The following is a 25,647-nucleotide window of genomic DNA, read 5'->3' as shown; positions in this document are numbered from 1 at the left end:
CCCATTTCCTATCATGCATATAGGATTATTTTTGTCTTTTTAAATCTGTTGACATGATAAAAAAACGGGGATATTGTTGACCTATGAGGTAAACAATTGGACTCATTCATAGCAAGAGAAGGCGATTATGCCATACGGATTGTTGTTTATTTAGCCGAAAGCGGCGGGATGAAAAAAGTGGAAGAAATAAGCGCTGCAGTGGGTGTTCCTAAACCTACAACTGCAAAAGTTATCAACAGACTTAAGAAGTGCGGGTTTATCACAACACGCACAGGCAAACACGGCGGTATAGAAGCCTCTCCGTCCGCTATGGATGCAAGCCTTTATGATATACTTAAATGTATGGGAGCCACACTTGATCTTAATGTTTGTCTTTCCCATCCTTCCGCATGCTCCAGACAGCCTTTCTGTAACGTAACTCACAGACTAGCGGATATCCAGTCGGCTATGACAGGGCAGCTTAAAGCCTCGAAAGTTAGGGATTTCATTTTTTAATTCATATACATGTCGCTGCCGGGTCATAACGGCGGCAGGAGGTTCTAGATGAACGAATACTCATATGACTACAGAACGGTGCAGGGGTTTATACTCTCTGCGATCTTCTGGGGAGTCATCGGGCTTGTTATCGGTCTGCTCATCTCTGTGCAGATGTGGGACGCGAATTTCAACTTCGGTGAGTACTTCTCCTTCGGAAGGCTGAGAACTATCCACACTAACGTACTGGCTTACGGGCTGGGAATAGGTGCGGAGTTCGGTATTTTTTACTATCTCACAATCAGGCTCACGAAAAGGAACCTTGTGCTGGGCAAACTCGCCAGATTTCACCTCTGGCTGTTTAACGTAGGCATGGTTCTGGCGACTTTCACGCTTTTCATAGGCATGAACCAGTCCCTTGAGTATGCAGAGTTTGAATGGCCCATAGACATTGCCATCGTTATTCTCTGGGTGATATTCACCATCGTTATTTTAGCCAATATTTTTAAAAGAAAAGAAGAACATATGTATGTTTCTCTCTGGTACATTATCGCAACGCTTATAGCAGTTGCTATTCTGTACATAGTGAACAACCTGCATATACCCGCAACTCTTACCAAGTCTTACCACCTTTTCGCAGGTACAAACAGTGCAAACGTGGAGTGGTGGTACGGACACAATGCAGTGGGTTTCCTTTTCACCACACCCATATTAGCGATGTTCTATTATTTTCTTCCTAAAGCGACAGGACTCCCCCTTTACAGCCACAGACTTTCAATTATTTCTTTCTGGTCGCTTATATTCGCCTATCTCTGGACAGGGGCTCACCACCTTGTTTACACTCCGCTGCCCGACTGGATTCAGACTCTTGGCATAGTGTTCACTATCTTCCTCATAGCTCCGTCATGGGGTTCGGTTATCAACGGTTATTTCACTGTGGATGCTGACTGGGGCAAGATGAGAACAAACTATCTCACTAAGTTTTTTGTACTGGGGATCACCTTCTACGGTCTTCAGACCATTCAGGGCCCCTCACAGGGGATCAGAGTAATAAGCTCACTTATCCACTACACTGACTGGGTTCCCGGACACGTGCATATGGGTACAATGGGTTGGGTTACAATGATAATCTGTGCGTCAGTTTATGTGATTATTCCTCACATCTATAAAACTGAAATCTTCAGCGAAAAAGTGGCTAACATCCACTTCTGGCTTGTGCTTGTGGGACAGCTTATGTTCTCCATCACAATGTGGGTAACAGGTATTCAGCAGGGTGCAATGTGGAAAATGACTAATGCCGACGGCAGTCTGAAATACACATTCATGGAAACCCTTGTGGGCAACTACCCTTACTGGCAGATGAGAACCGTAGCCGGCGTAATTTTTGTCGTGGGCATGCTGTTCTTTGTGTATAACGTATTCATGACTATCAGAAAGGGACAGGCTAAGGCTGCCCTTGCTGATGTGAAGGCAGCGTAGGGAGGTGCGGTGATGAGTCATAAAAAAGATATATACTCCAGAGCCATACCCTTTGCACTGATGGTTGCTGTAACTATCCTCATCGGTACTGTAGTTACCACTATAGCTCCTATGTTTACCAAGGGTATGCACCCGAAACTCGAAAATCTTCAGCCCTATACAATGCTTGAGCTTGCTGGGCGTGATATTTATCAGAAAGAGGGCTGTGTGAACTGTCACACTCAGACAGTCAGACCCCTTAAGGCGGATGTTCTCCGCTACGGCGATTACTCCAAAGCGGGTGAATTTGCCTATGACCGTCCCTTCCTCTGGGGCTCAAAGCGTACAGGTCCGGATCTTGCCAGAATAGGCGGTAAATATCCTGACGAGTGGCATATTCAGCATATGGAAAATCCGCAGGCGTTCTTCCCTAAGTCAAACATGCCTAAGTATCCCTGGCTTAAGGAGAAAGCACTTAACGTAAATGAAATGAAGGCAAGAATGGATGCCCTCGGCTTTCCTTATACGGATGAGGATGTTGAGGAGGCTGCCGAATCAACAGAGCTTGACGCTATGGTTGCTTATCTCCAGATTATAGGTACGGCTGTAGAGAAGGAAGGGGCAATGGTTATCGAGGAAGATTCCGTTGAAGATGAAAACCCCCTTGCCGGAAACGCCGCTGCGCTTGAAGAGGGCAAAGCTCTCTACTCCGCAGAATGCGCAGGCTGCCACGGTGTCAATGCTGAAGGAAACATCGGCGCTTCACTTGTGGATTACGCAGAAGCTGAACCCGCTTCCAGAGACACATACATTGTAATAGCCAACGGCTATGAAGGTGTAATGCCCGGCTTTGCCTCATCTTTCAGCAGAGAAAGGATCTGGGCTCTGGTTGAGTACATCGAATCCCTCGATAACTAAGGAGAAATACCATGAACGAAGAATTCGACAACATTGAAAGCTTTAACCGCAAAGATACGGAACATAAGCTTCCGGTGGGCTGGGTTGTGCTTTTCATCGGGCTGATTCTCTGGGGTGCTTACTACTTTGTAGCATATACCCCCGCAATCAGCGGATGGACACAGGAAAAAGCTTATCAGGAAAGTATAGAAAAGTAACCTAACAGGGGAAAAGTTCCTCCGCTCCGTTTACTACACCACGGAGCGGAGGGCTGTATTATTATAAAGGACGGATAGTTTTATGGAAATTGATGTACTGTCATTTCTTTTGTACGGAATCCTTCTTTCCGCAGTATTTGCAGGGCTGATTATTTACTTTTTTTCATCCAAACGCAAAGACAAGGTGGAAAAGGCAAAGTACAGAATGCTTGAAGATGACGACGAACAGGAAAACAAAGAAGAGAAAAAATGACCTCTAACTTACAGTCTTACAGAAAAGCGGTGCGATGGGGCGCTGTGCTGCTTTTTTTCGGTGTACCGTTTATGCGCCTCAATGGGGAAAGCTTACTGCGGTTTGATATTGCAAGCCTCAGATTTTTCTTTTTCGGGAAAGCAATATGGATAGAGGATTTTTTCCTGATTCTTCTGTTTATATTCGCCCTTACATTTCTGTTCATATCCGTAACGCAGGTTTTCGGGCGGGTATGGTGCGGGTGGCTCTGTCCCCAGACATTAATAGTGGACTTCACCAGGAAAATGGACAGAAAAAAACAAACCATTCTTTCACGGATGGAAGGACATACTTTCACCGCTGTTTTCAGCGTGCTGATTTCAGCCTGTATGATATGGTATTTCATTTCGCCATATGAGTTTATAAAAGATCTGGCTCATCTTGAACTCAGCAGAACTGCTGCCGGCTTCTGGATTGTGCTTTCGGTTATAACGTATATCAACTTTGCATTTTTCCGCCACGGCTTCTGCACTACGGTCTGTCCTTATGCAAAGCTTCAGGGAATAATGTTTGATGCTCATACAATGGCTATTACCATGTATCCGGACAGAAGGGATGAGTGCATCAACTGTCTGGCTTGTGTTAAAACATGCCCAACGGGAATAGACATACGCAAAGGGTTTTCGCAGGGGTGTATAAACTGTGCCGAATGCGCTCAGGCATGCGGCAAAGTCATGGCTAAAAAAGGGAAGACCTCTCTCATCGGCTATGTCTACGGGCTTGAGGACAAACCGAAGTTTTTCAGGGCAAATGTCCTGATAACCGCAGGGCTATTTTTGATATTTACTGTTCTGTTTACACTGCGGCTTCTGTTTAGCGATCCATTCGCTTTTGAGGTGTACCCTGCTTCAAAATCAATGCCCAGAGAACAGGATGGGCGTATAATAAACGGATTTGAAGTAAGGCTGACCAACCGCACAGGCAGTGATGTTACTGTGAGTCTCAGTGTTGAAGAGGCGGAAGGCTGGGATATCCAGCCGGAACGCACCTTTGAACTCGCCTCCGGTGAGTCTGTGCGCAAGGAGATTTATATTGTTCTGCCGGAGGAAGCTTTCGGGAAATATCCTGTCAGAACATTCAGTCTGAAAGCAGAAACTCAAGGAGAACACCCTGCATCTGTTTTTGCGGAGGCGGGTTTCCGCAAACCTATCGGGAGGAAAAAATGAGGATAACAATTATCATATTTCTGCTGGGGTTCATAACCGTTGCTCCTTCAGCCATAGTCGGGAAAAAGCTTTTTGACGGAAGAGTTGAAGCTGACTCTTATGAAAAAGGGCTTGTTTATGACGAGATGAAAGACACTGTGATGGAAAAAGGACTGAAACTCACGGTGAAAAAAATAGAGCAGTACGACCAGAGTGTCAGACTTGATTTCAGCCTCGGCGGAACATTTAAGCCTGCGGAAATCAAAACCGAAGTGGAAAGACCGGTGGGCGGGGTTCCGTTTGAAATCAAAGCCGCTGAAGACGGTGACGGATACACAGCCTCAATGCCTCAGCTTGAAAAAGGTTACCATATTCTTAAGGTTAGCTTTGCCGTGGATGGTAAAGAGATAAGACTTAAGAAAAATTTTTATATTTACTAGTTTTCATTTCAGGAGGTTTTTATGAGAAAAGGAACGATTCTGATGATCATCAGTCTTATTACTATGATAGGTATACCTCTTCTGTTTGCACTTAAATACGCCGGATAAATGGAAGCTCTTTACCTGCTGATTCCGGTCAGCCTCATCCTCGGAGCTATAGCTTTGGGGCTTTTTCTTTATGCAGGCAGAAAAGGACAGTTTGACGATATTGAAGGACCTAAATACCGGATGCTTGATGACGACGAAGACGACAAGTAAAAAGTGTGCCCACTGCCTTTTGGATGTTAAGGAAAACTCTGCCATTAAAATTGAGCAGGACGGAGAGACCTTATACTTCTGCTGTCACGGGTGTATGAGTGTTTACGGACTGATTCATGAATCAGGGCTTGATTCCTTCTATATCCGCCGCAGCGACTGGAAAGAGGGCGGGGTGGACTCCGCCCGTGTTTCCGATGAGCTTTTTGAGGAAGATTTGACAGAAGCGGACGGAGAATGCTCCATTGATGTGGTGCTTTCAGGTGTTCGCTGTTCATCCTGCATCTGGCTGGTGGAAAACTTTTTCCGAAAGGATGAAAATGTCAGTTATGTGCGGGTAAACTACGCCACTCATAAAGCAAGGGTGCGCTGGAAAAAGGGTGCTATGACACTCGGTTCCGTACTTGAAAAATTCCGTTCGCTGGGTTATCCGCCCATGCCTGTTAATAAAGGCGGCAGAAACAGCGTACTGGAAGAGGAACGGAAGGAATACTTCTACCGTTTTTCCATTGGCTCATTCTTTGCAATGAACGTAATGCTTTATACCTTTGCCATGTATGCCGGATATTTTCAGGGCATGGACGAGGGGATGAAGCGTTTCTTTAAAATTCTCTCGTGGGTGCTTGCCACGCCTGTTATGTTCTATTCGGGTTATCCCTTTATAATAAACAGCTTTAAGTCTGTCCGCAACCGTGTGCTGAACATGGATGTGCTGGTGTTTCTCGGCTCTTTCAGTTCATATCTTTACAGCATAAGTGCAGTCTTCTCCGATAGGGAAGTTTATTTTGATACTACCTGCATGATAATAACCCTGATCCTTCTGGGCAGATTTATAGAAACCGGAGCCAAGCTGCGCCACAGCGGCGCAGTTACCCGCCTGTTGTCTTACCAGCCGCAGACAGTGCGGGTTATACATGATTTTGACGCAGCAGCATATGCCGAAGGCAGACTTGAGGCTGTCCTTGTTCCAGTGAAATCAGTGAAAACAGACGATTTCCTCGAAGTTCTCCCCGGTTCATCAGTGCCTGCTGACGGAACTGTTGTATATGGTGAGAGCGAAATTGATGAATCGATGCTTACCGGCGAATCCTCCCCTGTGTTTAAAACCGAAGGGGCGGATGTTTTTGCAGGAACAGCAAACCTTAATGGAAGCCTTGTAATAAAATGTGTTCAGGCAGGCAGCGGTACAGTTCTCTCCCGCATAGTTAAGGCGGTCGAGGAAGCGCAGGCGGAGAAAGCTCCCATCCAGAATCTTGCTGACAGCATCGTCGGCTGGTTTGTTCCGACTATAATCACAATCGCCGCAGCAACCTTCGGGTGGTGGTATTTCCGTACAGGAAGCGGACTTGAAGGACTCATGAACGCTGTATCTGTGCTTGTTATTGCATGCCCGTGTGCTCTTGGGCTTGCCACCCCCCTTGCCGTTATGATTGCAACCACAAAGACTGCATCAATAGGCGCACTTGTCCGCAGCGGTGAAGTAATGGAAACCCTGAGCCGCATAAACTGCTGGTGCTTTGATAAAACAGGCACAATAACAAAGGGCGAGATGAAAGTGGCGGATGTTCATGATTTTGGCTCAAACCGCACCCTCACCCTTGCGGCGTCTGTTGAACGTTACTCCTCCCACCTCATATCAAAAGCCGTAACAGACTACTATGAAGGGGAATTTCTCGCTGCTGATAATTTTCGTGAAATTCCCGGAAACGGAGTTGAGGCTGATATCAACGGAAAAAGAATAAGAGCGGGTAAACTTAAATTTATAGCTGAACATGCTGATGTAACAACAGAAATGCGTGAACTTCATGACTATTTTTCCGCAAAAGGGCATACTGTTGCTGCTGTTTCAGAAGATAATGAACCGCTGGGATTCATTCTTCTTTCCGATTCCGTGCGTGATGAAGCGGCGCATACCCTCAAAGGGCTGATTAGCAATGGATGCAAAATTCTTATCCTCACCGGAGACAGCAGAAAAGCCGCTGACAAACTCATTGATACCCTTGGTGTTAAAGGTATTGAGTGTATGGCGGAGGTTACACCGTTTGAAAAGGCAGAAATGATCAGAAAGCTCAAGAGCGAAGGCTACAGAGTTGCTATGGTCGGAGACGGGATAAATGACGCCCCTGCTCTTACGGAGGCCGATGCCGGCATAGCTATGGGCAAAGGGACTGATATTGCCATAGAAAGTGCTGATGCAGTGCTGATGCGAAGCGATTTGTCTGTTATTCTTAAGCTGAACAAAACGGCGAAGAAAACCTTCGCCGTGATAAAAGAAAACCTTTTCTGGGCTTTTTCATATAATTTTATTGCAGTGCCGCTCGCCGTAACAGGCAAGATACACCCGATTTTTTCTGCCGCATTCATGGCAGTCAGTTCGCTGATTGTTGTGTTTAACTCAATGCGGATCAACTCTAAGGGCTAAAACCTTACCCCTTGCCAGATAAACCATGCGCCCATACAGATAAGCAGAATCAGGCTGAGAAAGTTGAATATCCCTCTTCTGCCCATTATGAAATTGCCGAATACTGCGGCAAGCATCATGGCGGTTATTGTTCCGATACCGAAGAGGAACATGGACAGAGTGCCTTTCAGCACATCAGCAGAGGCAGAAGCGGCTATAAGCGCTCCGTAAACCAGCCCGCAGGGTATAAGCCCTAAAACAATACCGCTGCCGAAGGCTGTTTTCGGCTGAACTTTTTTTATCAGATTCATGATTTTTTCTGCTGCAAAACGGTTTTCCAATTTATTCATCAGGTTATAGCCGAAGAAAGATAAAAGACCATAGAGTATAAGAAAGATCCCTGCAAATACCGCAGATGTTTTCTGTATTCCCGCCATGTTTCCTGCAAGAGTTGCCATGTTGCCCAATGCTCCTGCCGCAGCGCCCATTACAGAGTATGTTACTGTCCGCCCGAGGTTGTATTTGAGATGGGGAACATACATGCTGGCGTAGCCCTTGTTGCCGCCTACGAATCTGCCTGAAATGTAAAGGACGAAGGGGTGGCACATGCCGATGCAGTGCCCGAACCCTCCGAAAAATCCTAACGACAGAAACCCTAAAAGATCAAGGTTCTGCAAGGGTTACTCCTTTTTATTCGGAATTTTAAAGAAGAAAACTTTGGAATGTTCAGCTCCTTTGAGTGAGAAGGTAAGCTTACCGAACCAAAGCTCGCCGCCCATCATGCACTTGGGCAGAACGGCGGTTGCGATGTACGGAACACCGTCTTTTGTGAGATCATAGGCATATTCACCCATATCCATTTTCATATTGAACCTGATTTTGCCATTCTCAATTTCAACGGGGTTTCCGTTTTGGCTGAAAGTAAATGCAAAGTTAATAGGCTGAAATGCTGCCGTGGGGCGAGACATTGTTGCGGCAATTTCTATGCCGTCGACTTTGAAAGTTTTGTCTGAGGTGTAGAGATCATTTTCCGCATCAAGAGGGATAACGAAGCGCTCCGCAGCAAAGGTCACTGACATAGTGCAGACAAGCATAAACGCAGTGAAGAGTAGAATCAATTTTTTCATCAGAAGATACCTCCGTGTTATTCGTACGATTATACTCTTTTTATTAGTCATGGGCAAGGCAATGTAAGCATATATTAAACAATCGTGATCTGTGCAAAAACTGCACAGGATAAGAGATAAAAAAAGGCTGTAAAGTTGCCTGGGGCATGTAAGTGAATTTTTATGTATAAAATTATGGCTGTATATCAGCTGCTTATGAGAAGATAGTTTTTTTTCAAGTATGCTGTTGCCACATGAAAAACAGTCGTCTATATTTCCTATCAAGTAAATATGAATAAAGCTTTCAGGACTTCTCGGGGGAGGAGTCTTCCGCAGACGGCACTGCCCACTCCGCAGGGGCAGTGCCGCATGCGCGGAATTTTCTTTTCTGAACGGTTCATAATTTAAATACAAACGGAGGATTTATGAAAATATTGTTTAAAGCAGTTTTACTCGGCGTGCTTGTAATGTCTGTAGCGGCATGGAGCTGGGGCGGAAGCAAAACCAAAGAGGTCAAAGCTAAGGATGGTGTTGTCAGGATAGCCGTTAAGGATGTTAACGATGGAAAGGCACACTACTACCATACAAAAATGAACGGCAAGGATGTTAAGTTTTTTCTTCTCAAAAGCAGTGATGGTGTAATCAGGGCGGCATTTGACGCATGTGACGTATGTTACCGTGAAAAGAAAGGATACTCCCAGCAGGGCGATTTCATGGTTTGCAACAACTGCGGAATGAAATTCCACTCAAGGAAGATCAATGAGGTGAAAGGCGGGTGTAATCCTTCTCCTCTCGTCAGAACTTTTGACAAAGATTTTGTTTATATAAAAACAACTGACATAGCCACCGGCGCAATGTATTTCTAGGAATAGCCATGAATCTTTTTACTATACCGTTAAAAAATCTCCGGCGCAAACTGCTGCGCACGGCAATGCTGACGCTGGTTTTCTCAGCAGGGATCATCTCTGTGGTCGGGTTATACTATGTTTCAGCCACCGTAGGGGAGAGTCTTGAGCAGAAGCTTACAGCTTACGGTGCCAATATTCTTATACGTCCTCACTCAGAAAATCTCGACGTAAGCTACGGCGGTTTTTCCATGGGCAATATGTCTTACAATGTCCATAAGCTTGATATGGATACTGTGCATGACGGCGTGATGAGCATCGGATATAAAGACCGCATAAGCGCAATAGCCCCGAAGCTTCTGGAAAGCTCATCCGTAAACGGGAAAGAGTTTGCTGTTGTGGGTATCAACTGGATAGAAGAGCTTAAAATCAAAAGCTACTGGTACATAGACACGGCTGATCATGAGCCTCACGGTCAGGAACCTGAATCGCTTCCGGAAACAGCGGATATGGTTGTAGACGGGCTGGAACATGGAAGCGAGTTCGGAAAGTATGACATAATAGCCGGAAATACGGCGGCGAAGCTCCTTGGGCTGGAGAAAGGACGGGAAACGGAGATAGAGGGTAAAACCTTTAATGTGGCAGGTGTTCTTGCCCCCATGGGGACAGATGAGGACAGGCTGGTGTTTATGGACATTACTGCGCTTCAGGAGCTTAAAAATAAGCCCGGCGAGGTCACATTTGTTGAAGTTTCAGCACTTTGTTCCGGCTGCCCGATTGACGATATAGTGGCGCAGATAAAGCTGTCTCTTCCTGATATTGATGTAACAGCAATGCAGAGCGTGGTTAAACAGAGGATGTTTACAGTCAATTTTGTTAAAAACCTCGTGCTTGTCATAAGCGGTGTAATTCTTGTTATCGCGTGCTTTATGCTTGCTGTTTTTATGATGGCGTCTGTTGCCGAGCGCAAAAGCGAAATCGGCATACTCCGCTCTATGGGCTATTCAAGGGCAAAGATATTCTGCCTGTTCAGTTTTGAGTCTCTTGTGATAGGCGCATCTTCAGGTCTGGCAGGATTTGCCGCTGGCTATTTCACTGCGGTGAAGATACTTGAAAAAATGGAGCTGACAGACGGAGCGGCTGTGCATTTTGAGCCTGCTCATCTTCTCCTCAGTGTCGGCATAGTCTGCGTTGTTTCGATTGCGGCTTCTGTAATTCCTGCTCTCAAGGCTGCGAGAACTGAGCCTGCAAGCGCAATCATAAGGCTGTGAGGGGTTAATTATGCTTAAAGTTGATAATATATATAAAAGTTACGTAGGCAGCGGCGTTGTTACTCAGGTACTCAACGGGGTGTCTCTTGAAGTGAACAGAGGTGAGTTTGTCTGCCTTCTGGGGCGTTCCGGTTCAGGGAAAAGCACCCTGCTCAATATAATGTCCTCACTCCTTGATGCTGACAAAGGGGATATTATATACATGGACCAGACTTTCAGGGGAATGAAACGCTGTGAAACCGACCGTTTCCGCAGGGAAGAGGCGGCAATGATATTCCAGTTTCATCACCTTATGCCCTATATGACAGCGTTTGAGAATGTTATGCTTCCGTTTCTTTCCGGTTTAAGACCTGCGGGAAAGGAGCAGAAAACAAGCGCTTATGAAGCACTTGCCAAAGTGGGTCTGGCAGGTAAGGAGAAACGTCTTCCTTCACAGCTTTCCGGCGGTGAACAGCAGAGGGTGGCGATTGCCCGTGCCATAGTCGGCAAACCCGCAATACTTTTTGCGGATGAGCCCACAGGCAGTCTGGATAAAGCAAACGGGGACGCCGTGATGAAAATACTGAGCGATCTGAATAAGGAAGGGCTGACTGTGGTTATGGTTACCCATCAGAGAGATTATGCGGAGTACGCTCACAAGGTTGTTGAGCTTTCCGACGGAAATGTGGACAGCATAAAAGTTAAATCAGCATAAACCACAGGCTGCCTCTTTCGGCAGCCTTTTTTTTGAATTATTGTTCATTTTCACTTTTTTTATGTAAAAAAATTTCATATCGCTTTGAAACCATGCTTTTAAGATATAAAATAGAATTAAGACACAAGGCCGTTTTGAGGTATTGGATGAGTGAGGAAGTCAGAAGGATAAAGCTTTATTCTGTTTTGCTGTTAATTATCTGGACAGGTCTGATGTCTGTTCTATGGTTTTTGCAGTATATAGAAACAAAACACACCACAGAACGAATAGCTGCCATGATGGCTGAATCCGCTTTTACTAAAGACGAACTTTACAGGAGATGGAGTACCTTTCACGGCGGTGTTTATGTTCCTGTGACTGATGAAACAAAGCCTAATCCTTATCTGAGCCATGTTCCGGACAGAGATGTGGTTACTGATTCAGGCAAAAAGCTCACCCTTGTCAATCCTGCATACATGAGCAGGCAGGTCTATGAAATGTCCAGAAATACGGATGTTCTTCAAACTCATCTGACAAGCGATGTTCTGATGAATCCCGCCAATAAACCCGATGAATGGGAAAAGCAGGCGTTGGCAAAAATTTATGGCGGTGCAAGGGAATATATATCCGTTAATAATATAAACGGTGAGCCTTACCTGCGTTTTATGCGTCCGTTTATCACCAGCGAAGGCTGTCTTAAGTGTCATGCTTTTCAGGGTTATAAAGTTGGCGAAATAAGAGGCGGAATCAGCGTGAGTGTACCTCTTAAGAGTTTATCTGCAATCGAATATAATAAAATTATTCTATCTACTGTGACATATGCCTTCATATGGCTTATAGGTCTGGTTGTTATCATTGTGGGATACAGAATGATATACGGAATGATGTTTGAGCTTGCCGAAAGTAAGGATAAGCTGGTGGAGCTTAATGATCAGAAAGCGGCGATTCTTTCATCCACCGGTGAGGCTATCCTCGGGGTTGACAAGGACGGAGACATCATCTTTGTTAACCCGGTGGTTGAGCAGATAACCGGATATGCCAGAGAAGAGCTTTTAGGCAAATCTCACCATGTTGTACTCCACAGGAAAGATAAAGCGGGAAGCTGCCTTGATGAGTCTGAGTGTCTTGTCCGCAAAACAATTGAAGACGGCATGAGAAGAAGGGATGAACAGATTTTTATACGGAAAGACGGTTCTTTGATTGATGTGGAGGTGCTTGCAGCACCTATAAAAAAAGCAGGCAGGGTTCAGGGCGCTGTTATTTCTTATTACGATATAAGTGAACAGATAAAAAACAGGGAAACCATCAAACGATCTCTGGAAGAAAAAGAGATACTGCTTAAAGAGATACACCACCGGGTCAAAAATAATCTCCAGATTATAAGCAGTTTTCTGAATCTGCAGAAAGAAGCCAGCAGCTCAAAGGAAACTGAGGACGCACTGAATGAGGCGGAAAGCAGGGTCATGGCTATGGCTTTGCTTCACCAGTCCCTTTACCGTTCGGAGAATATGTCTGTGGTGCGTCTTGATACATATTTTCACAGTCTTTTTGAGCATATAAGAATGAATATGAAGCAGATTCCCATTAAGATTAAAGAGGATGTGGTTCCTGTATCCATTTCTATAGATACGATAATGTGCTGCGGATTAATTGTGAATGAACTGGTGATGAACAGTATAAAATATGCCTTCAGCAGTGCTGACAGCAATCCTGAGATATGTTTTGTTTTCAGCAATGATGACGGGAACTATTCTATGACAGTCAGAGACAACGGAAAAGGCTATCCGCCGGATTTTGAAATAGACTCTCTTGAAACTCTGGGGCTTCCCATAGTTGTTAACCTTGTTAAGCAGCTTAATGGTCAATATTCTCTTGGCAACGACGGCGGAGCATATTTTGAGGTTACTTTTAAGGCTTAACATCTCCTTGAGTTTATTTTCTTTTTTCTTCATGGTAATACTAAATTAAACTGCGGGCATTTGAACATGCCAAGGAGCCGGCTGTGAAAATATATATACGTCTTTTTTCATTTATAATCATACCTGTAATGTGTGTGACTCTTCTTATGTTTTTTACATATCAGAAACAACTTCTGGAGAATGCTGAGAATGAGCTTGTTCATGAACTTAAAAATAAATGGGAGATTATAAATGCTGCCGGTGTTTTGAATCTTCCTCCACATGAAGCCAGAGGGAAGATCGAAGCAATAAGCCGTTCCGCCCCTCTCCGCATAACAGTCATAAGCCCTGACGGGGTGGTGATTGACGATTCCTACATCTCTGCTGACTCTGTGCCGGAAATTGAGAATCACAGGTCCCGCCCTGAAATTCAGTCCGCTTTTCAAAACGGTGAAGGCATGGAAGTCAGATTCAGCGCAACAACCGGACAGCGTATGATGTACTACGCAAGAGAGCTGAAAGAGGGTGGAAATGTTCTGCGTATTGCTTATCCGATGCTTTATGTTGAAAGCCTCAAAAAACAGATGAAGGAACAGGCTTACGCCACTTTTTTCGGGCTTTTTGCTGTGCTGTTTGCCGTTTTATGGTTTATCAGCCTTCGTGTAAGCCGCCCTGTGGTTAAGATAAGCCGCATAGTCGAGGACATAGAAAGCGGTCGCCCTCCTGTATTTCCTGTGTTTAAGAGCAGGCTGATGGATAAGGTGGCGGGACTGATATACCGCACTTACAATGCGCTTGAAAAGCAGAAACATATTCTTGAGGCAGAGAAAAAACAGCTTAACGGGCTGGTGGATCTCCTTGAAGAAGGGATTATTAAGCTTGATAAAAACGGCAGGGTTGAACTTGCCAACAGAAGGGCTGAAAAGATTCTGGGCTGCTCAATTCATGTGGGTGATGATATTCTTGAAAGAGTCACGGACAAGGACTCCATTGTGCTTTCCAAGGAAATTCTTTCCTATGAGGCTGACAGCACAAAGGTCTACGAGCTTCAGAATACGGTTTATGAAATATACGTCCGCTTTATGGAAGGGTCACGGATAATAGTTCTGACTGATATAACAGGCAGCGAACGCTACAGCACCTATAAAAGCGAGCTTATAACAAATATATCCCATGAGCTTAAAACCCCGCTTGCCCTTGTAATGGGTTATGCCGAGACGTTAATCGAACACCCCGGTATGAAACCTGAGGACAGGGAAAAGTTTCTGGGCAAAGTTTATAAAGGCACAACTCAGCTTAATCAGATTATTAATGATGTAATTGAGCTTCACAGGTATGAATCATCCTCTGCAGATGATATGGAGGCGGGTGAGGAAACGGATCTGGCGGAATATGCGGAGGAGTTGAAGGATTACTATTCTGATAAATTTGCTCCCGGAATTCGTATCAGCGCTGAAGGCGCCCCTGTGAGGATAAACAGGGCGCATTTAAGCAGTCTTGTCAATAATCTCGTGGAGAACGCCATAGCCTATTCCGGAAAGGATTTTATTGAAGTCAGAATGACGAGCAGCGATGGTGAATTCAACCTTGATGTGGACGACGGAGGACCTGTGATTCCTGCGGAGGAGCGTGAGCGGATATTTGAACGTTTTTACACAGTATCAAAATCCCGCAATAAGAATATCTCCAGCACGGGACTGGGGCTTTCAATAGTTAAGCACATTTGCAGACTTTACAGAGGCAGCATCACCCTTGAGCCCAACACCAGAGGTGGTAATAGTTTCAGAGTACGTATCATCCAGCCGGACTAAGATTTCATACAGTCCCATGGATGGGACTGCGCCGTGCGAAGCGAAGCCGCATTGAATGCGGCGTGAGCGTGTGAGACAAAAAGACAGGATGTGCTTTTTGTCTCATGAAGTCAGTGCGGTTTGCTGATGGGTGCGCTCTCGCTTGTCATCAGAACCTGCGCTATGTTGAATGTGTGGTCGCCAATTTTTTCAAGACAGTTCAGTATATCAACATAGATAAGCCCTGCGTCAATGGTGCATTCATTAGCGTTGAGTCTTTTCACATGGTTCTTTTTAAAGCGTTTTCTCATGCTGTCTATTATATCTTCATCTTCAGTGTCAATATTGTTGCTGCCGCTGACGAAACATTCCATTGTCTGTTTGTAGAATCTTTCAACAACTTCATAGATGTTTCTCAGCTCTTCATTTGCTTCAGGGGAGAAGACAATCTGTTTCTTCTTAATTTTCTTGATAGAATTGAAGATACTTTCGGAGTAATCACCGATTTTTTCGAGATTATGGACTATATGGTGCATTCTGTTGATCTGTGAGGCGGAGTTCTGGCTGATGTTTTTCATGGATAGCTTAACAAGAAAGGCGGAGATCTCCTTGTCAAAGGTATCCAGATAGCCTTCACAGGTTTTAACATTTCCCAGTTCCGACTCATCTCCGCTTACAAGGTATTTTCTGGTTGCCTCGACCATATTTCCCGCATAACCGGACATGCGGAGAACCTCTCTTTTTGCCTGCTCAACGGCTATGGCAGGGGTACTCATAATGTTATCACTCAGACGAACCATCCGGTTTTCATCCGGCTTATCCGGTTTGACCATTACTTCACAGATTTTGGCAAGATATTGTATAAACGGTAGGAAAATAACAAGATTTATCATATTAAACATGGTGTGGAGGTTCGCTATGTGGCGTGCGATATAAGGTTTGGAACCATCCGCCGCCACGAAGTCTGCATCGTTGGGAGTGAGGAAATTTACAAACTCCACCAGATATTTCAAAATGAACAGCATATATACAACGCCGAGAAAATTTATGAGGAAATGCGCAAAAGCAGCCTGCTTTGCTGTTCTGTTTGTGCCTATGGCAGCGAGGTTGGCGGTTATTGTTGTTCCTATATTTTCGCCCAGAACAAGGGCACAGGCACCGTAAAAATCTATCAAACCTGTTGTCGCAAGGGCTATTGTTATGCCTATGGTAGCAGATGAACTCTGAACAATAACTGTGAGGAATGCTCCCGCAGCTACAGCAAGAACAGGGTTGCTTGAGAAATAGACAAACATGTCCCTGAAGCCGTCTGTTTTGCGTAAGGGAACGAAGCCGTCCTTCATTATTTCCATGCCAATGAAAAGCATACCGAATCCGAGCAGAATTTCGCCCCAATACTGTTTGGTAACATCCTTAGAGAACATTTTAAGTATCATACCTACGGCAATGGCGGGGAGGGCGAGTGCGTGTATGTCAAATGCAATGAGCTGGGCAGTGACTGTTGTGCCGAGGTTTGCGCCGAGTACAACGCTGATTGCCTGAGAAAGATTCATTAAGCCGGCGTTTACAAACCCCACTACCATTACGGTTGTGGCAGATGAACTTTGGATAATCGCAGTGACTACGAGCCCTACAAATGTGCCTACAAATCTGTTGCTTGTGAGCTTTTCGAGGGCTTTTTTGAGTCCCTGCCCTGCGGATTTCTGAAGAGCCTCGGACATGAGTTTCATGCCGAATATAAAAAGACCGAGACCTCCGAACAGTCCCGAAATCAGGTTAAACCAATCTGATGATGCCACTGGATATTCCTCCCGCCGACAAGAATCTGACAGGAATATAACCGTAATATGACATTTTTGACAACCTTAACATGAGACAGGAATAAAACTTTTTTGAAAAGTCTTCCTAACGAACTGATGGTAATAAAACTTAATCCTTTTTTGAAAGAACGCTGACAAGCATAAAGCTTTCATTCTCTTGAAATGCTGTTCCGCTGAAATCACCGTAAAGGACGCATGAAGCAAAGCCGGCCTTCGCAGCCGCCTCTGTAAGTTCTTTGTGAGTAAGGGGATAAAGAAGGACAGACGAAGAGAATGTCTCTCCGCCTGCGGTTAATGTTCCTATGAATTCTATGTTTTTTTCGTTGTATACGTAATCTCTGCGGAAGCTGACGGAACCTGTTTCTATGGAAGGGAGTCCCGCCGGGCGGTTTTTCAGTATCCGGGTGTAGTTCAGTATCTGTATTACTGCCTTGCCGCCCTTTTTCAGTGTACGGGCGAAGCCTTTCAGTATCTCTTCCGCATCTTTGGGATCTGCGCAGTGGGCAAGTGTGTTCCCTATGCAGTATACAAGGGAAAATCTGCCGTCAAAACCAGCAGGCAGACTGCGCATATCGCCCACGGACACATTTTCTGAGTAGCTGATAAGTTCCGGCACATACTCAATGCCTTCTGCTGTGAAGTCTTCTTCGTGAAATTTTCTCACGTAGGCTCCTGTGGCACAGCCTATGTCGAGGACTTCATCTCCGGCATATTGTTTAAGAAAGCCGAAGGTGGTATCTGAAAACGGGAAAACCTCATCATAAGCCTTTGCGAGTATGCGGTAGAATTCCATGGCGCCTCCTAAAACATTATACGCAATTCTGCGCTGCCTGTCGCACCGGAATTTATTTTTTTATCGTTCAGAACTTCATCATCGTCATCAAGAATCTGGTATCTTGCGCTTGTGATCATTCCTGCTGAGAGTACAAGTTTAGCATAATTGTATATGTCTTTTTCTGCTTCAAGGCTGACAGAGGCTATTCTTATTTTGAGTTCAGAATCCTCCGGATAGTCTTCGCCGAGGTAGTAGGTGTCTTTATTGTTTGCATAAACAAGTGATGTCCTGAAACTGTCAGTCCAGTGGTATGTGGCTTTAACCTTCCCCTGCCCGAGAATATTTATTGATGCTTCAAAGCTGACTTTTTCGGCAGGTTTCCATTTGATCATATTTAATGTTCCGGCAAGAAAATACAGATTCGGAGATGTGTAAGAGTATCCTACTGTGGGTATAACATAAAAGTCGCTTAAAATTTCTTTATTCGATGCTGCAAGCCCCAGATAAAATCTGTGAGGACCGTTCTCATAGACATTTTTTGCAACAGCAACACTGGCGAAATAACCGTCCGATTCTTCAAAAGGTTCGTCACTTGCAACACCGGCCTTAGCAAAAACCAGATATTCCGGTCCGGTTATATTCAGCCCAAGGCTGCTCTGAGTAAGGGTATCAGGCATGAAGCCTTCAGCATCGCTGAAATCGATTATCCTGTAACCCGCTGTGAGCTTCAGTTTGTGATTATCCGGGATGTCAATTGTTTCCGAAACATCCGCTCCGTAATATGAAGCGCCCAGATCATCGGGGCTGGTAAAGCCACCGCTAAAGCCTATTTCCGCTCCAAGTGCGGGGAGTGTCAGCAGAAATACTAATAATACTGCGTATTTTTTCATAAAAGCTCTCCTGATATTATGTTGGGTATATTATATTATTTTTGAGGACAATTGCTGTTTTTTTTTGCTCCGGCGGCATAATTTTACAAAAACAGGACAACGTCAGGACACAATAATTCATTTTCGGGAGGCTTTTATGCAGGAATGTGTGTTAATAACCGGAGGAGCGCAGGGGATAGGGCTTGCCTGCGCTTTGTATTTTGCTGAAAAAGGCTGGTCGGTTTTTATAGCAGATATCAATGAAAACGCCTGCATTAGCGCATCAGACAGAGTAAGGGGCAGCTCCTTTGCCGTTACTGATGTTGCAGATGAAGACAGCGTGCGCTCCGCAGTGGAGAAATGTTCCGGGCGATTCGGAAGGATAGATGCACTGATTAATAATGCGGGAATCGCCAGCCCCTACGCAGCCCCCCTGGATAAACTTAGCCTTGAACATTGGAACAGGATAATAAGCGTTAACCTGACCGGAGCATTTCTTATGACAAAACACTGTGTGCCATTTTTGCGTAAAAACTGCGGAAGCGTAATTAATATGGCATCCACAAGAGCTTTGCAGTCAGAAAAAAATTCCGAAAGCTATGCAGCTTCCAAAGGCGGTCTTCTTGCTTTTACCCATGCTGCTGCGGTAAGTCTGGGACCTGAAATCAGAGTTAACAGCATAAGCCCCGGATGGATAAATGTTTCGGGCTGGGATACTACGGAAGCGGATCATGCGCAGCATCCTGCTGGCAGAGTCGGTAAAGGAGAGGATATAGCGTCGCTGGCTTATTATCTCGCATCAAAAGAGGCAGGGTTTATTACCGGACAAAACTTTACAGCAGACGGCGGAATGACTGTTAAGATGATATACGAAGATTAACTGTCAATAAGCTCTTTTTCCGGCTTACCTATGTGGTAGCCCTGTGCGTAGTCCACACCAAGGGAGGCGGCAGCATCCAGAAGCTCCTGACTGCTTATGAACTCCGCAATGGTTTTTACCCCTGTCTGCCTTGCAAAAGTGACTATAGAGCGTACAATTTCCGTTGCACGCTCGTCCTTAAGCACATGCTTCATTATGCCGGCGTCTATCTTCACATAGTCTGCATTCATCTGAATAAGGTACTCGAAGTTAGAATAACCGGAGCCGAAATCGTCAATGGCTATTTTAACTCCCTGATTTTTCAGCTCCTTCAACAGAGTGAGAACCTCTTCAAAACCTTTCAGTTCCTCAGTTTCCACAATCTCAACCACAAGCCTGTTAAGCACATCATGACTTTTTGCGTATGTGACAAGGTATTCCATCGTCTCATCGTTCATGAGGTCTTCTATGGTGAGGTTTATGGAAAATTCATAGGGCAGATTTTTGAATTTCTGCACAGATTTTTCTATAATTATCAGTGTTAAACGGGGGTATATGCGTGTCTTTTTGCTTATTTCAATAAAATCGCCCGGCATAAGTATTTCACCGTTTTCAGCTTCCGCCCTCATGAGGCATTCATACTTTTCTATCCTGCCGCTTGCGATATTGTATATCGGTTGGAAAACAGGGAATATTTTGTCGTCCCTGATTGCGGAATAGATGCTTTTAAGAGTTGCAATATTTCTGCTGTAATTTTCGGACATCTGACTGTCCGCCGGATCATAGGCATAGAATTCAAGGTTTCTTATCTTGCTGTTGTTAAGAGCCATGTCGGCATATGCCAGAACATCCCTGCTGCCTGATGCAAAACCGCATCTTAAGGTCACTGGTATTTCTTCCGAGCCGATTTTTACACCGTGGGATGCTATGTTTCTCTGCGTTTGCCTGATGTCGTTTTTGAAGGCTTCAAGGTCTGCTCCGTCAGCAGCTACGGCAAAAGTGTCAGCATTGACTCTGTAGAAAGAGTAAGGCTTTCTGCTCAGTCTGCGGAAAATACCGGAGCCGACCTCACGTAGTACGTCGTCCCCTTTTTCATTGCCGTAGTGGTCGTTTATACTGCTGAAGCTGTCTATATCAAGCAGGGCAACTGCCGGTGATGTGCTTTTTTCAAGATCAGCAAGAAGCTTCATCCTGCTGCCCAGCCCTGTGAGAATATCCGTGTTGAAGATGTTTTCAAGCCTGTCTCTGTTTTCTATTAACTCAGTGATATCATGACCGGAGGAGATATATTCTATGATATTTCCGTTTTCATCCTTGAGTGGGATTATGGTTGCGCTCTTGTAATAGCTTGTGCCGTCGGCTTTTCTGTTTTTAAGCACTCCGTGCCACACTCTGCCGCTGCTTATCGTTTCCCACAGCTTGCGGAATGTCTCTCTCGGCGTGGCAGGGTGGCGCTCTATATTGTGAGATCTGCCTATTACATCGTCTTTTGAATACATGGTAGTTGTACAGAACTTATCATTAACATAGTTTATGCGCCCCTGCGGATCGGTCTTTGACACAATGGAAGAAGCATCAAGAACAAGCTTGTACTGCTCAAGCATATTCATCTCACGGAGACGGCTTTTTTCTATTCTCCTGATATATACGTTGATATAAATGCTTATAAGTGTGGTTATCAGAAGGATGATCAGCAGAATGGCTATAATTTTAAAAAGATCATCAAGAAACTGTATCCTAAGAGTTTCACGCTGGTGATCAATGTATGTATCAAAGTCGCTTGAGTAAAACCCTGTGACAATTGTCCACTGCCAGTCAGGGATCGTTTTAAGAAAAGCGGTTTTTTCTTCCGGTTCTGTGCTTGAGGGAGTGTTCCACAGATATGTTACGTAGCTGGCGCTGTTTTGCCTCACTGCATTTGAGAAGAGTTCTCCCAGATTTACCCCTTCCGCATCCTTTATTTCAAACACGCTCATGCCCTCAAGTGTTTTGTCCACGGGATGCATAAGCATATTGAAATCTTTGTCCATTATGAAGAAATATCCGTAGTTGTTGTAGCCGAACCGCTCCTCGCTGAACAGTTTGAGAATGTATTCCTGAAGGGATTTTTCCTGATACTCAGTATATGATGCAGCAACAACGTACAGTCCCATTTCCGGTATGTGTTTTGCGTAGGCAATTTTCGGGTAAAGATCAGTTGGGCTGCTGTCAGGCTTTGTCCAGTTGTAAGTCCCGAAAGACTCTCCTTCTTTGCGGAGGACAGAAAGGAAATTCCCAAGCTCTGCATTGTTCAGCGTTATCTCACTTATATCCGTGCCGGTAAGCGTTTTATTGCTTCCGTGGAAGGTGAATTTGCCTGCCTCATTAAATACGAAGTAATACCCTGTGCCGTTGTCCCATTTAATTGCGTTTAAAGTGTTGTTAATCACTTTTGCTTCGGCATTTGCCCCGTAAAGCTCTTTTATTATTGCTTCAGCGTTTTCAGTTCTGTTTTTCAGCTCTGACTTTAGAGCTTCATTGCGCATAAAGCGCAGGCTGGCTATTTTACTTTCAGCACGGCTGATTTCTGTTTTTATATTTACTTTCTGGTTTTCGACAAAACGTTCCCGCACATTTGTAATTTGCGCTTCAAATTCTTTATCTGCTTGATAAAATATGAAGTAAAAAGTAACAAAAACGAAAGAAAGGGATATAAACAGCACATTAAGTATGTTGAGGGTTGTTACAGAAATTCTTGGTTTGCCGTTTATCATATTTTTACCTTTGTCTATAACTTATAAAGTATTATAGCCTTATTCTCGTGCTTTTCAATGAATTTAAAAAAGCAAAGCATAGTAAATCTATAGGTTTTATCTTGACATTATGAGTGTATAGTTTATCCTGTTCCGAAATAACATTATACAGCACGGTTTTGAGAGCCGTTTTTTCAGAAAATCCCCCATCTCAGGAGGAAGCTATGTCGCACAGACAGGAAACATTAGCCGTAAGAGGGGGCTACAAGCCCGAAGAGCACAACGGTTCGGTCACAGTACCCATTTACCAGACAAACGCTTATCAGTTCAGGGATATTGAGCATGCAAGAAACCTTTTTGACCTCAAAGAGTTCGGGCATATATACTCCCGCATAACCAACCCCACCACTGCTGTTCTGGAGGAAAGGCTCTGCCTGCTTGAGGGTGGAACTCACGCTGTAGTGACCTCATCCGGGCACTTTGCGGAGTTCGCCGCAATAAGCACCATAGCAGGAACAGGCGATGAAATAGTTTCATCATCCAGACTATACGGCGGTTCGGTGAACCTTTTTACATATTTTCTCGGAAACCTCGGTGTGAAAGTGCATATTGTTGACCAGTATGACCTTGATGCCGTGGAAAAAGCTATTAATGAAAGAACAAAGGCTTTGTTTATAGAAACTGTCAGCAATCCCTCATGCGATGTTGCCGATTTTGAGGCATGGAGCAGGATAGCTAAGAAGCATAAACTGCCGCTGATTGTGGACAACACGCAGGCAACACCCATTCTATGCCGTCCCAAGGATTTCGGAGCTGATATCGTCATACATTCACTTACTAAATATATAGGCGGACACGCCAATTCAATGGGGGGTGCTGTTATTGATCTCGGAACATTTGACTGGGCGGGTTCTGGCAGGTTTCCGTCATTTACAGAACCCAACCCAAGCTATCACGGGCTGAAGTTTGCAGAAACATTCGGTGCGGCTGCTTTCGGTGTAAAGGTGCGTGTTGAGGCGCTCCGTGATGCAGGCGGGTGTCTCTCACCGCAAAATTCGTTTTATATACTTCAGGGACTTGAAACCCTCCATTTAAGAATAAAGGCTCATTCGGAAAACGCTCTAGCACTTGCGGAATTCCTCAACAGTCACGGAAAGGTGGAGTGGGTTAATTATCCTTCCCTGAATGACAGCCCAAATAAAGAAAGGGCAGATAAGTATCTTAAAGGTTATGGCTCCGGCGTGTTGAGTTTTGGTGTTAAGGGCGGTCTGGATGCTGCGGTGAAGGTTATAGAGTCACTCACCATAGCTAACCATGTGGCGAACTTTGCAGATGTACGCACTCTGGTTACTCATCCGGCAAGCACAAGCCACAGGCAGCTCACAAGCGAAGGCAGAAGAGCCGCTGGCTCACCGGACGAGCTTATCCGTGTCTCTGTGGGCATTGAACACATCGAAGATATCAAAGAAGACTTTGAGCAGGCTTTAGAAAAGATATAGAACCAACACTCCCAACACTCCCCAGGACGGGAGTGCGCCGTGCGAAGCGAAGGCGGGTTCAGCCCGCCGTGAGCGTGTACAGCAATACGACAGGATGTGCGTATTGCTGTTGTAATGACAGAGCAGGCTTTAGAAAAGATATAGAACCAACACTCCCAACACTCCCCAGGACGGGAGTGCGCCGTGCGAAGCGAAGGCGGGTTCAGCCCGCCGTGAGCGTGTACATCTATATCTATTCCTTAATAATATCAGCGTGTTTTGCTTCCTCTCTCTGCCTGAGATCAACACGGCGGATTTTTCCGCTGACGGTTTTAGGCAGTGAGTCCACAAACTCGATTTCTCTGGGGTATTTATACGGAGCTGTCTCTTTTTTAACATGCTCCTGAAGTGATTTAATAAGTTCAGCCGACGGTTCATAGCCTTTTTTCAGCACTACAAACGCCTTGACTATTGTTCCCCTGATCGGATCCGGAGAGCCGACAACTGCGTTCTCTGCAACTGCGCCGTGGCTCTGGAGAGCGCTTTCAACTTCAAACGGACCGACTCTGTATCCGCTTGCTTTTATTACATCATCAGATCTTCCCACAAACCAGAAATAGCCATCGACATCTTTGTAAGCCTTATCTCCTGTGAAATACCAGCCGTTTCGGAATGCTTCCTTTGTGCTTTTCTCATCATTGTAATATCCATGGAACAGCCCGACAGGGTGGCTTGATGCACATTCTATGGCTATGTGTCCTGTCTCTCCTGCGGGCAAGGGCAGACCGTCATCATCAACAACATCAATATTAAATCCCGGAGTTGGCTTGCCCATGCTGCCGAAGCGTATTTCAAAAGCCGGGCAGTTGGCAATTGTGTTCACTGTTTCTGTCTGTCCGTAGCCGTCGTATATGGTTGTGCCTGTATTTTCCTTCCAGATGCGTATGACTTCCGGGTTAAGAGGCTCACCTGCACTTACGGAGTGACGGAGCTTTGTAAAATCGTATTTGGCGAGGTCCTGCAGGATTATCATCCTGTAAGCCGTGGGGGGTGCGCAGAAGGTGGTTACACCGTATTTTTCCATTATGTAGAGATGTTTCTCCGGCTCAAAATGGTCTGCGGCGTTGTGCATCAGCACTGTTGTCCCTATGATCCACTGACCGAACATTTTGCCCCACACTGCCTTGCCCCAGCCTGTGTCGCTGAGTGTCCAGTGGATGTCGTTCTCTGTTAAATCCTGCCAGAAGCGGGCTGTTATGTAATGCCCGAGAGCGTATGTCTGGTCGTGGAGAACCATGCGGGGAAACTTGGTCGTGCCGCTTGTGAAGTACATAATGAGGGGATCAGTCGAAAGAGTGGGCTCTGCATCTTCTCTGGTGAAGGCAGGGGAGATTGTCTGCATCTCATTTTCATAAGATATCCAGCCTTCGCATTCCGCACCTACGGCTATTTTTCCGTCGAGGTTATTGAGGTTGCACTTCTGCATTTTTTCCAGACAGTCATGATAAACCGCAGCACCTTTAGCGCCGGATGCCGCTATACGGTAGTTTATATCATTGGGCTGAAGTATCTTCGGCGCGGGCATGGGAACAACACCCATTTTGAAGCAGCCCAGCATAACCGCATACCACTCCGGTACACGGGGAATCATCACATATAGTTTGTCGCCCTTAGTGAAGCCGTGTTTTTTGAGAACGCCGGCAAACCTTGCGCTCATTTCACTTAAATCTCTGTATGTAAATCGGGCGTCTGTTTCACCGTCAGTATCCACAAAAATAAGGGCTGTCTTGTCCGGCGTCAGTTCCGCTCTTTTATCTATCACATCAAAACCGAAGTTGTAAAACTCCGGAATTTCTATTCTGAAATCGCCTGTTGACGGGTCTGTTTTAAATAAACTGTCGGGCATAAAAATCTCCGAATATAAAATATGGTTACAGAATATAATAGTGTT

At 45.2% G+C, this 25,647-nt stretch carries 23 protein-coding genes; 16 read left to right on the top strand and 7 right to left on the bottom strand.

What is annotated here, in order from left to right:
* Positions 1-96: 96 nt before the first annotated feature.
* From ACYRYY_RS05990 to ACYRYY_RS05950, 9 genes are all read left to right on the top strand, one after another.
* Positions 97-495, top strand: a complete 399-nt coding sequence (locus tag ACYRYY_RS05990) for an RrF2 family transcriptional regulator (protein WP_460214692.1) — start codon at positions 97-99, stop codon at positions 493-495.
* Between the two features lie 48 nt (positions 496-543).
* Positions 544-1,953 (top strand): cbb3-type cytochrome c oxidase subunit I, encoded by a 1,410-nt coding sequence (locus ACYRYY_RS05985; RefSeq protein ID WP_460214691.1) that lies wholly within the window; start codon positions 544-546, stop codon positions 1,951-1,953.
* 12 nt (positions 1,954-1,965) lie between these two features.
* Positions 1,966-2,850 (top strand): cbb3-type cytochrome c oxidase subunit II, encoded by an 885-nt coding sequence (locus tag ACYRYY_RS05980; protein ID WP_460214690.1) that lies wholly within the window; start codon positions 1,966-1,968, stop codon positions 2,848-2,850.
* 11 nt (positions 2,851-2,861) lie between these two features.
* Positions 2,862-3,047, top strand: coding sequence for a cbb3-type cytochrome c oxidase N-terminal domain-containing protein (locus ACYRYY_RS05975; protein WP_460214689.1), 186 nt, complete (start codon positions 2,862-2,864; stop codon positions 3,045-3,047).
* 82 nt (positions 3,048-3,129) lie between these two features.
* A complete protein-coding gene (locus tag ACYRYY_RS05970; protein WP_460214688.1) occupies positions 3,130-3,300 on the top strand; it encodes a CcoQ/FixQ family Cbb3-type cytochrome c oxidase assembly chaperone in 171 nt (56 codons plus the stop codon).
* Positions 3,297-4,505, top strand: coding sequence for a 4Fe-4S dicluster domain-containing protein (locus tag ACYRYY_RS05965; protein ID WP_460214687.1), 1,209 nt, complete (start codon positions 3,297-3,299; stop codon positions 4,503-4,505). The genes ACYRYY_RS05970 and ACYRYY_RS05965 overlap by 4 nt, the downstream gene beginning before the upstream one ends.
* Positions 4,502-4,924 carry a FixH family protein gene (locus ACYRYY_RS05960; protein ID WP_460214686.1) on the top strand — a complete coding sequence of 141 codons (423 nt, stop codon included), beginning with the start codon at positions 4,502-4,504 and terminating at the stop codon, positions 4,922-4,924. Before ACYRYY_RS05965 ends, ACYRYY_RS05960 begins: the two co-directional genes overlap by 4 nt.
* Before the next feature lie 108 nt (positions 4,925-5,032).
* The gene (ccoS, locus tag ACYRYY_RS05955; protein ID WP_460214685.1) at positions 5,033-5,182 is read left to right on the top strand and encodes a cbb3-type cytochrome oxidase assembly protein CcoS; all 150 of its coding nucleotides are present in this window, start codon (positions 5,033-5,035) and stop codon (positions 5,180-5,182) included.
* Positions 5,160-7,601, top strand: a complete 2,442-nt coding sequence (locus tag ACYRYY_RS05950) for a heavy metal translocating P-type ATPase (protein WP_460214684.1) — start codon at positions 5,160-5,162, stop codon at positions 7,599-7,601. Before ccoS ends, ACYRYY_RS05950 begins: the two co-directional genes overlap by 23 nt.
* Here the strand turns inward: ACYRYY_RS05950 and ACYRYY_RS05945 are convergent.
* Positions 7,598-8,257 (bottom strand): sulfite exporter TauE/SafE family protein, encoded by a 660-nt coding sequence (locus tag ACYRYY_RS05945; protein WP_460214683.1) that lies wholly within the window; start codon positions 8,255-8,257, stop codon positions 7,598-7,600. The genes ACYRYY_RS05950 and ACYRYY_RS05945 overlap by 4 nt on opposite strands.
* Positions 8,258-8,260: 3 nt before the next feature.
* Positions 8,261-8,707 (bottom strand): hypothetical protein, encoded by a 447-nt coding sequence (locus ACYRYY_RS05940; RefSeq protein ID WP_460214682.1) that lies wholly within the window; start codon positions 8,705-8,707, stop codon positions 8,261-8,263.
* Between the two features lie 404 nt (positions 8,708-9,111).
* Between ACYRYY_RS05940 and ACYRYY_RS05935 the strand changes: the two genes are divergently transcribed.
* The 5 genes from ACYRYY_RS05935 to ACYRYY_RS05915 all read left to right on the top strand — a co-directional run bounded on the left by ACYRYY_RS05935 (position 9,112) and on the right by ACYRYY_RS05915 (position 15,184).
* Positions 9,112-9,552, top strand: coding sequence for a Fe-S-containing protein (locus ACYRYY_RS05935; protein WP_460214680.1), 441 nt, complete (start codon positions 9,112-9,114; stop codon positions 9,550-9,552).
* Between the two features lie 8 nt (positions 9,553-9,560).
* Complete coding sequence (locus tag ACYRYY_RS05930; RefSeq protein WP_460214679.1) at positions 9,561-10,802, top strand: ABC transporter permease; 1,242 nt, start codon at positions 9,561-9,563, stop codon at positions 10,800-10,802.
* A 10-nt stretch (positions 10,803-10,812) separates the two neighbouring features.
* A complete protein-coding gene (locus tag ACYRYY_RS05925; protein ID WP_460214678.1) occupies positions 10,813-11,496 on the top strand; it encodes an ABC transporter ATP-binding protein in 684 nt (227 codons plus the stop codon).
* 146 nt (positions 11,497-11,642) lie between these two features.
* On the top strand, positions 11,643-13,394 hold the full coding sequence (locus ACYRYY_RS05920; protein ID WP_460214677.1) for a histidine kinase dimerization/phosphoacceptor domain -containing protein: 1,752 nt from the start codon (positions 11,643-11,645) through the stop codon (positions 13,392-13,394).
* 83 nt (positions 13,395-13,477) lie between these two features.
* Positions 13,478-15,184, top strand: a complete 1,707-nt coding sequence (locus ACYRYY_RS05915) for a sensor histidine kinase (protein ID WP_460214676.1) — start codon at positions 13,478-13,480, stop codon at positions 15,182-15,184.
* A 110-nt stretch (positions 15,185-15,294) separates the two neighbouring features.
* Here the strand turns inward: ACYRYY_RS05915 and ACYRYY_RS05910 are convergent, their stop codons facing one another.
* From ACYRYY_RS05910 to ACYRYY_RS05900, 3 genes are all read right to left on the bottom strand, one after another.
* Positions 15,295-16,962 (bottom strand): Na/Pi cotransporter family protein, encoded by a 1,668-nt coding sequence (locus ACYRYY_RS05910; RefSeq protein ID WP_460214675.1) that lies wholly within the window; start codon positions 16,960-16,962, stop codon positions 15,295-15,297.
* A 130-nt stretch (positions 16,963-17,092) separates the two neighbouring features.
* On the bottom strand, positions 17,093-17,776 hold the full coding sequence (locus ACYRYY_RS05905; RefSeq protein WP_460214673.1) for a class I SAM-dependent methyltransferase: 684 nt from the start codon (positions 17,774-17,776) through the stop codon (positions 17,093-17,095).
* A gap of 8 nt (positions 17,777-17,784) precedes the next feature.
* A complete protein-coding gene (locus ACYRYY_RS05900) occupies positions 17,785-18,648 on the bottom strand; it encodes a hypothetical protein (RefSeq protein ID WP_460214672.1) in 864 nt (287 codons plus the stop codon).
* 136 nt (positions 18,649-18,784) lie between these two features.
* Here ACYRYY_RS05900 and ACYRYY_RS05895 point away from each other — a divergent pair, with 136 nt between their 5' ends.
* Complete coding sequence (locus tag ACYRYY_RS05895; protein WP_460214671.1) at positions 18,785-19,507, top strand: SDR family oxidoreductase; 723 nt, start codon at positions 18,785-18,787, stop codon at positions 19,505-19,507.
* Here the strand turns inward: ACYRYY_RS05895 and ACYRYY_RS05890 are convergent.
* Complete coding sequence (locus tag ACYRYY_RS05890; RefSeq protein ID WP_460214670.1) at positions 19,504-22,239, bottom strand: cache domain-containing protein; 2,736 nt, start codon at positions 22,237-22,239, stop codon at positions 19,504-19,506. The two genes, ACYRYY_RS05895 and ACYRYY_RS05890, sit on opposite strands and share 4 nt — an antisense overlap.
* A gap of 203 nt (positions 22,240-22,442) precedes the next feature.
* Here ACYRYY_RS05890 and ACYRYY_RS05885 point away from each other — a divergent pair, with 203 nt between their 5' ends.
* Complete coding sequence (locus ACYRYY_RS05885) at positions 22,443-23,717, top strand: O-acetylhomoserine aminocarboxypropyltransferase/cysteine synthase family protein (RefSeq protein WP_460214669.1); 1,275 nt, start codon at positions 22,443-22,445, stop codon at positions 23,715-23,717.
* 232 nt (positions 23,718-23,949) lie between these two features.
* On the opposite strand, the gene ACYRYY_RS05880 is transcribed toward ACYRYY_RS05885, so the two are convergent.
* A complete protein-coding gene (locus tag ACYRYY_RS05880) occupies positions 23,950-25,602 on the bottom strand; it encodes an acyl-CoA synthetase (RefSeq protein ID WP_460214668.1) in 1,653 nt (550 codons plus the stop codon).
* Positions 25,603-25,647: the final 45 nt, after the last annotated feature.

The organism is Geovibrio sp. ADMFC3, from assembly GCF_054687035.1.
This window is presented reverse-complemented; position numbering and strand designations above follow the sequence as displayed.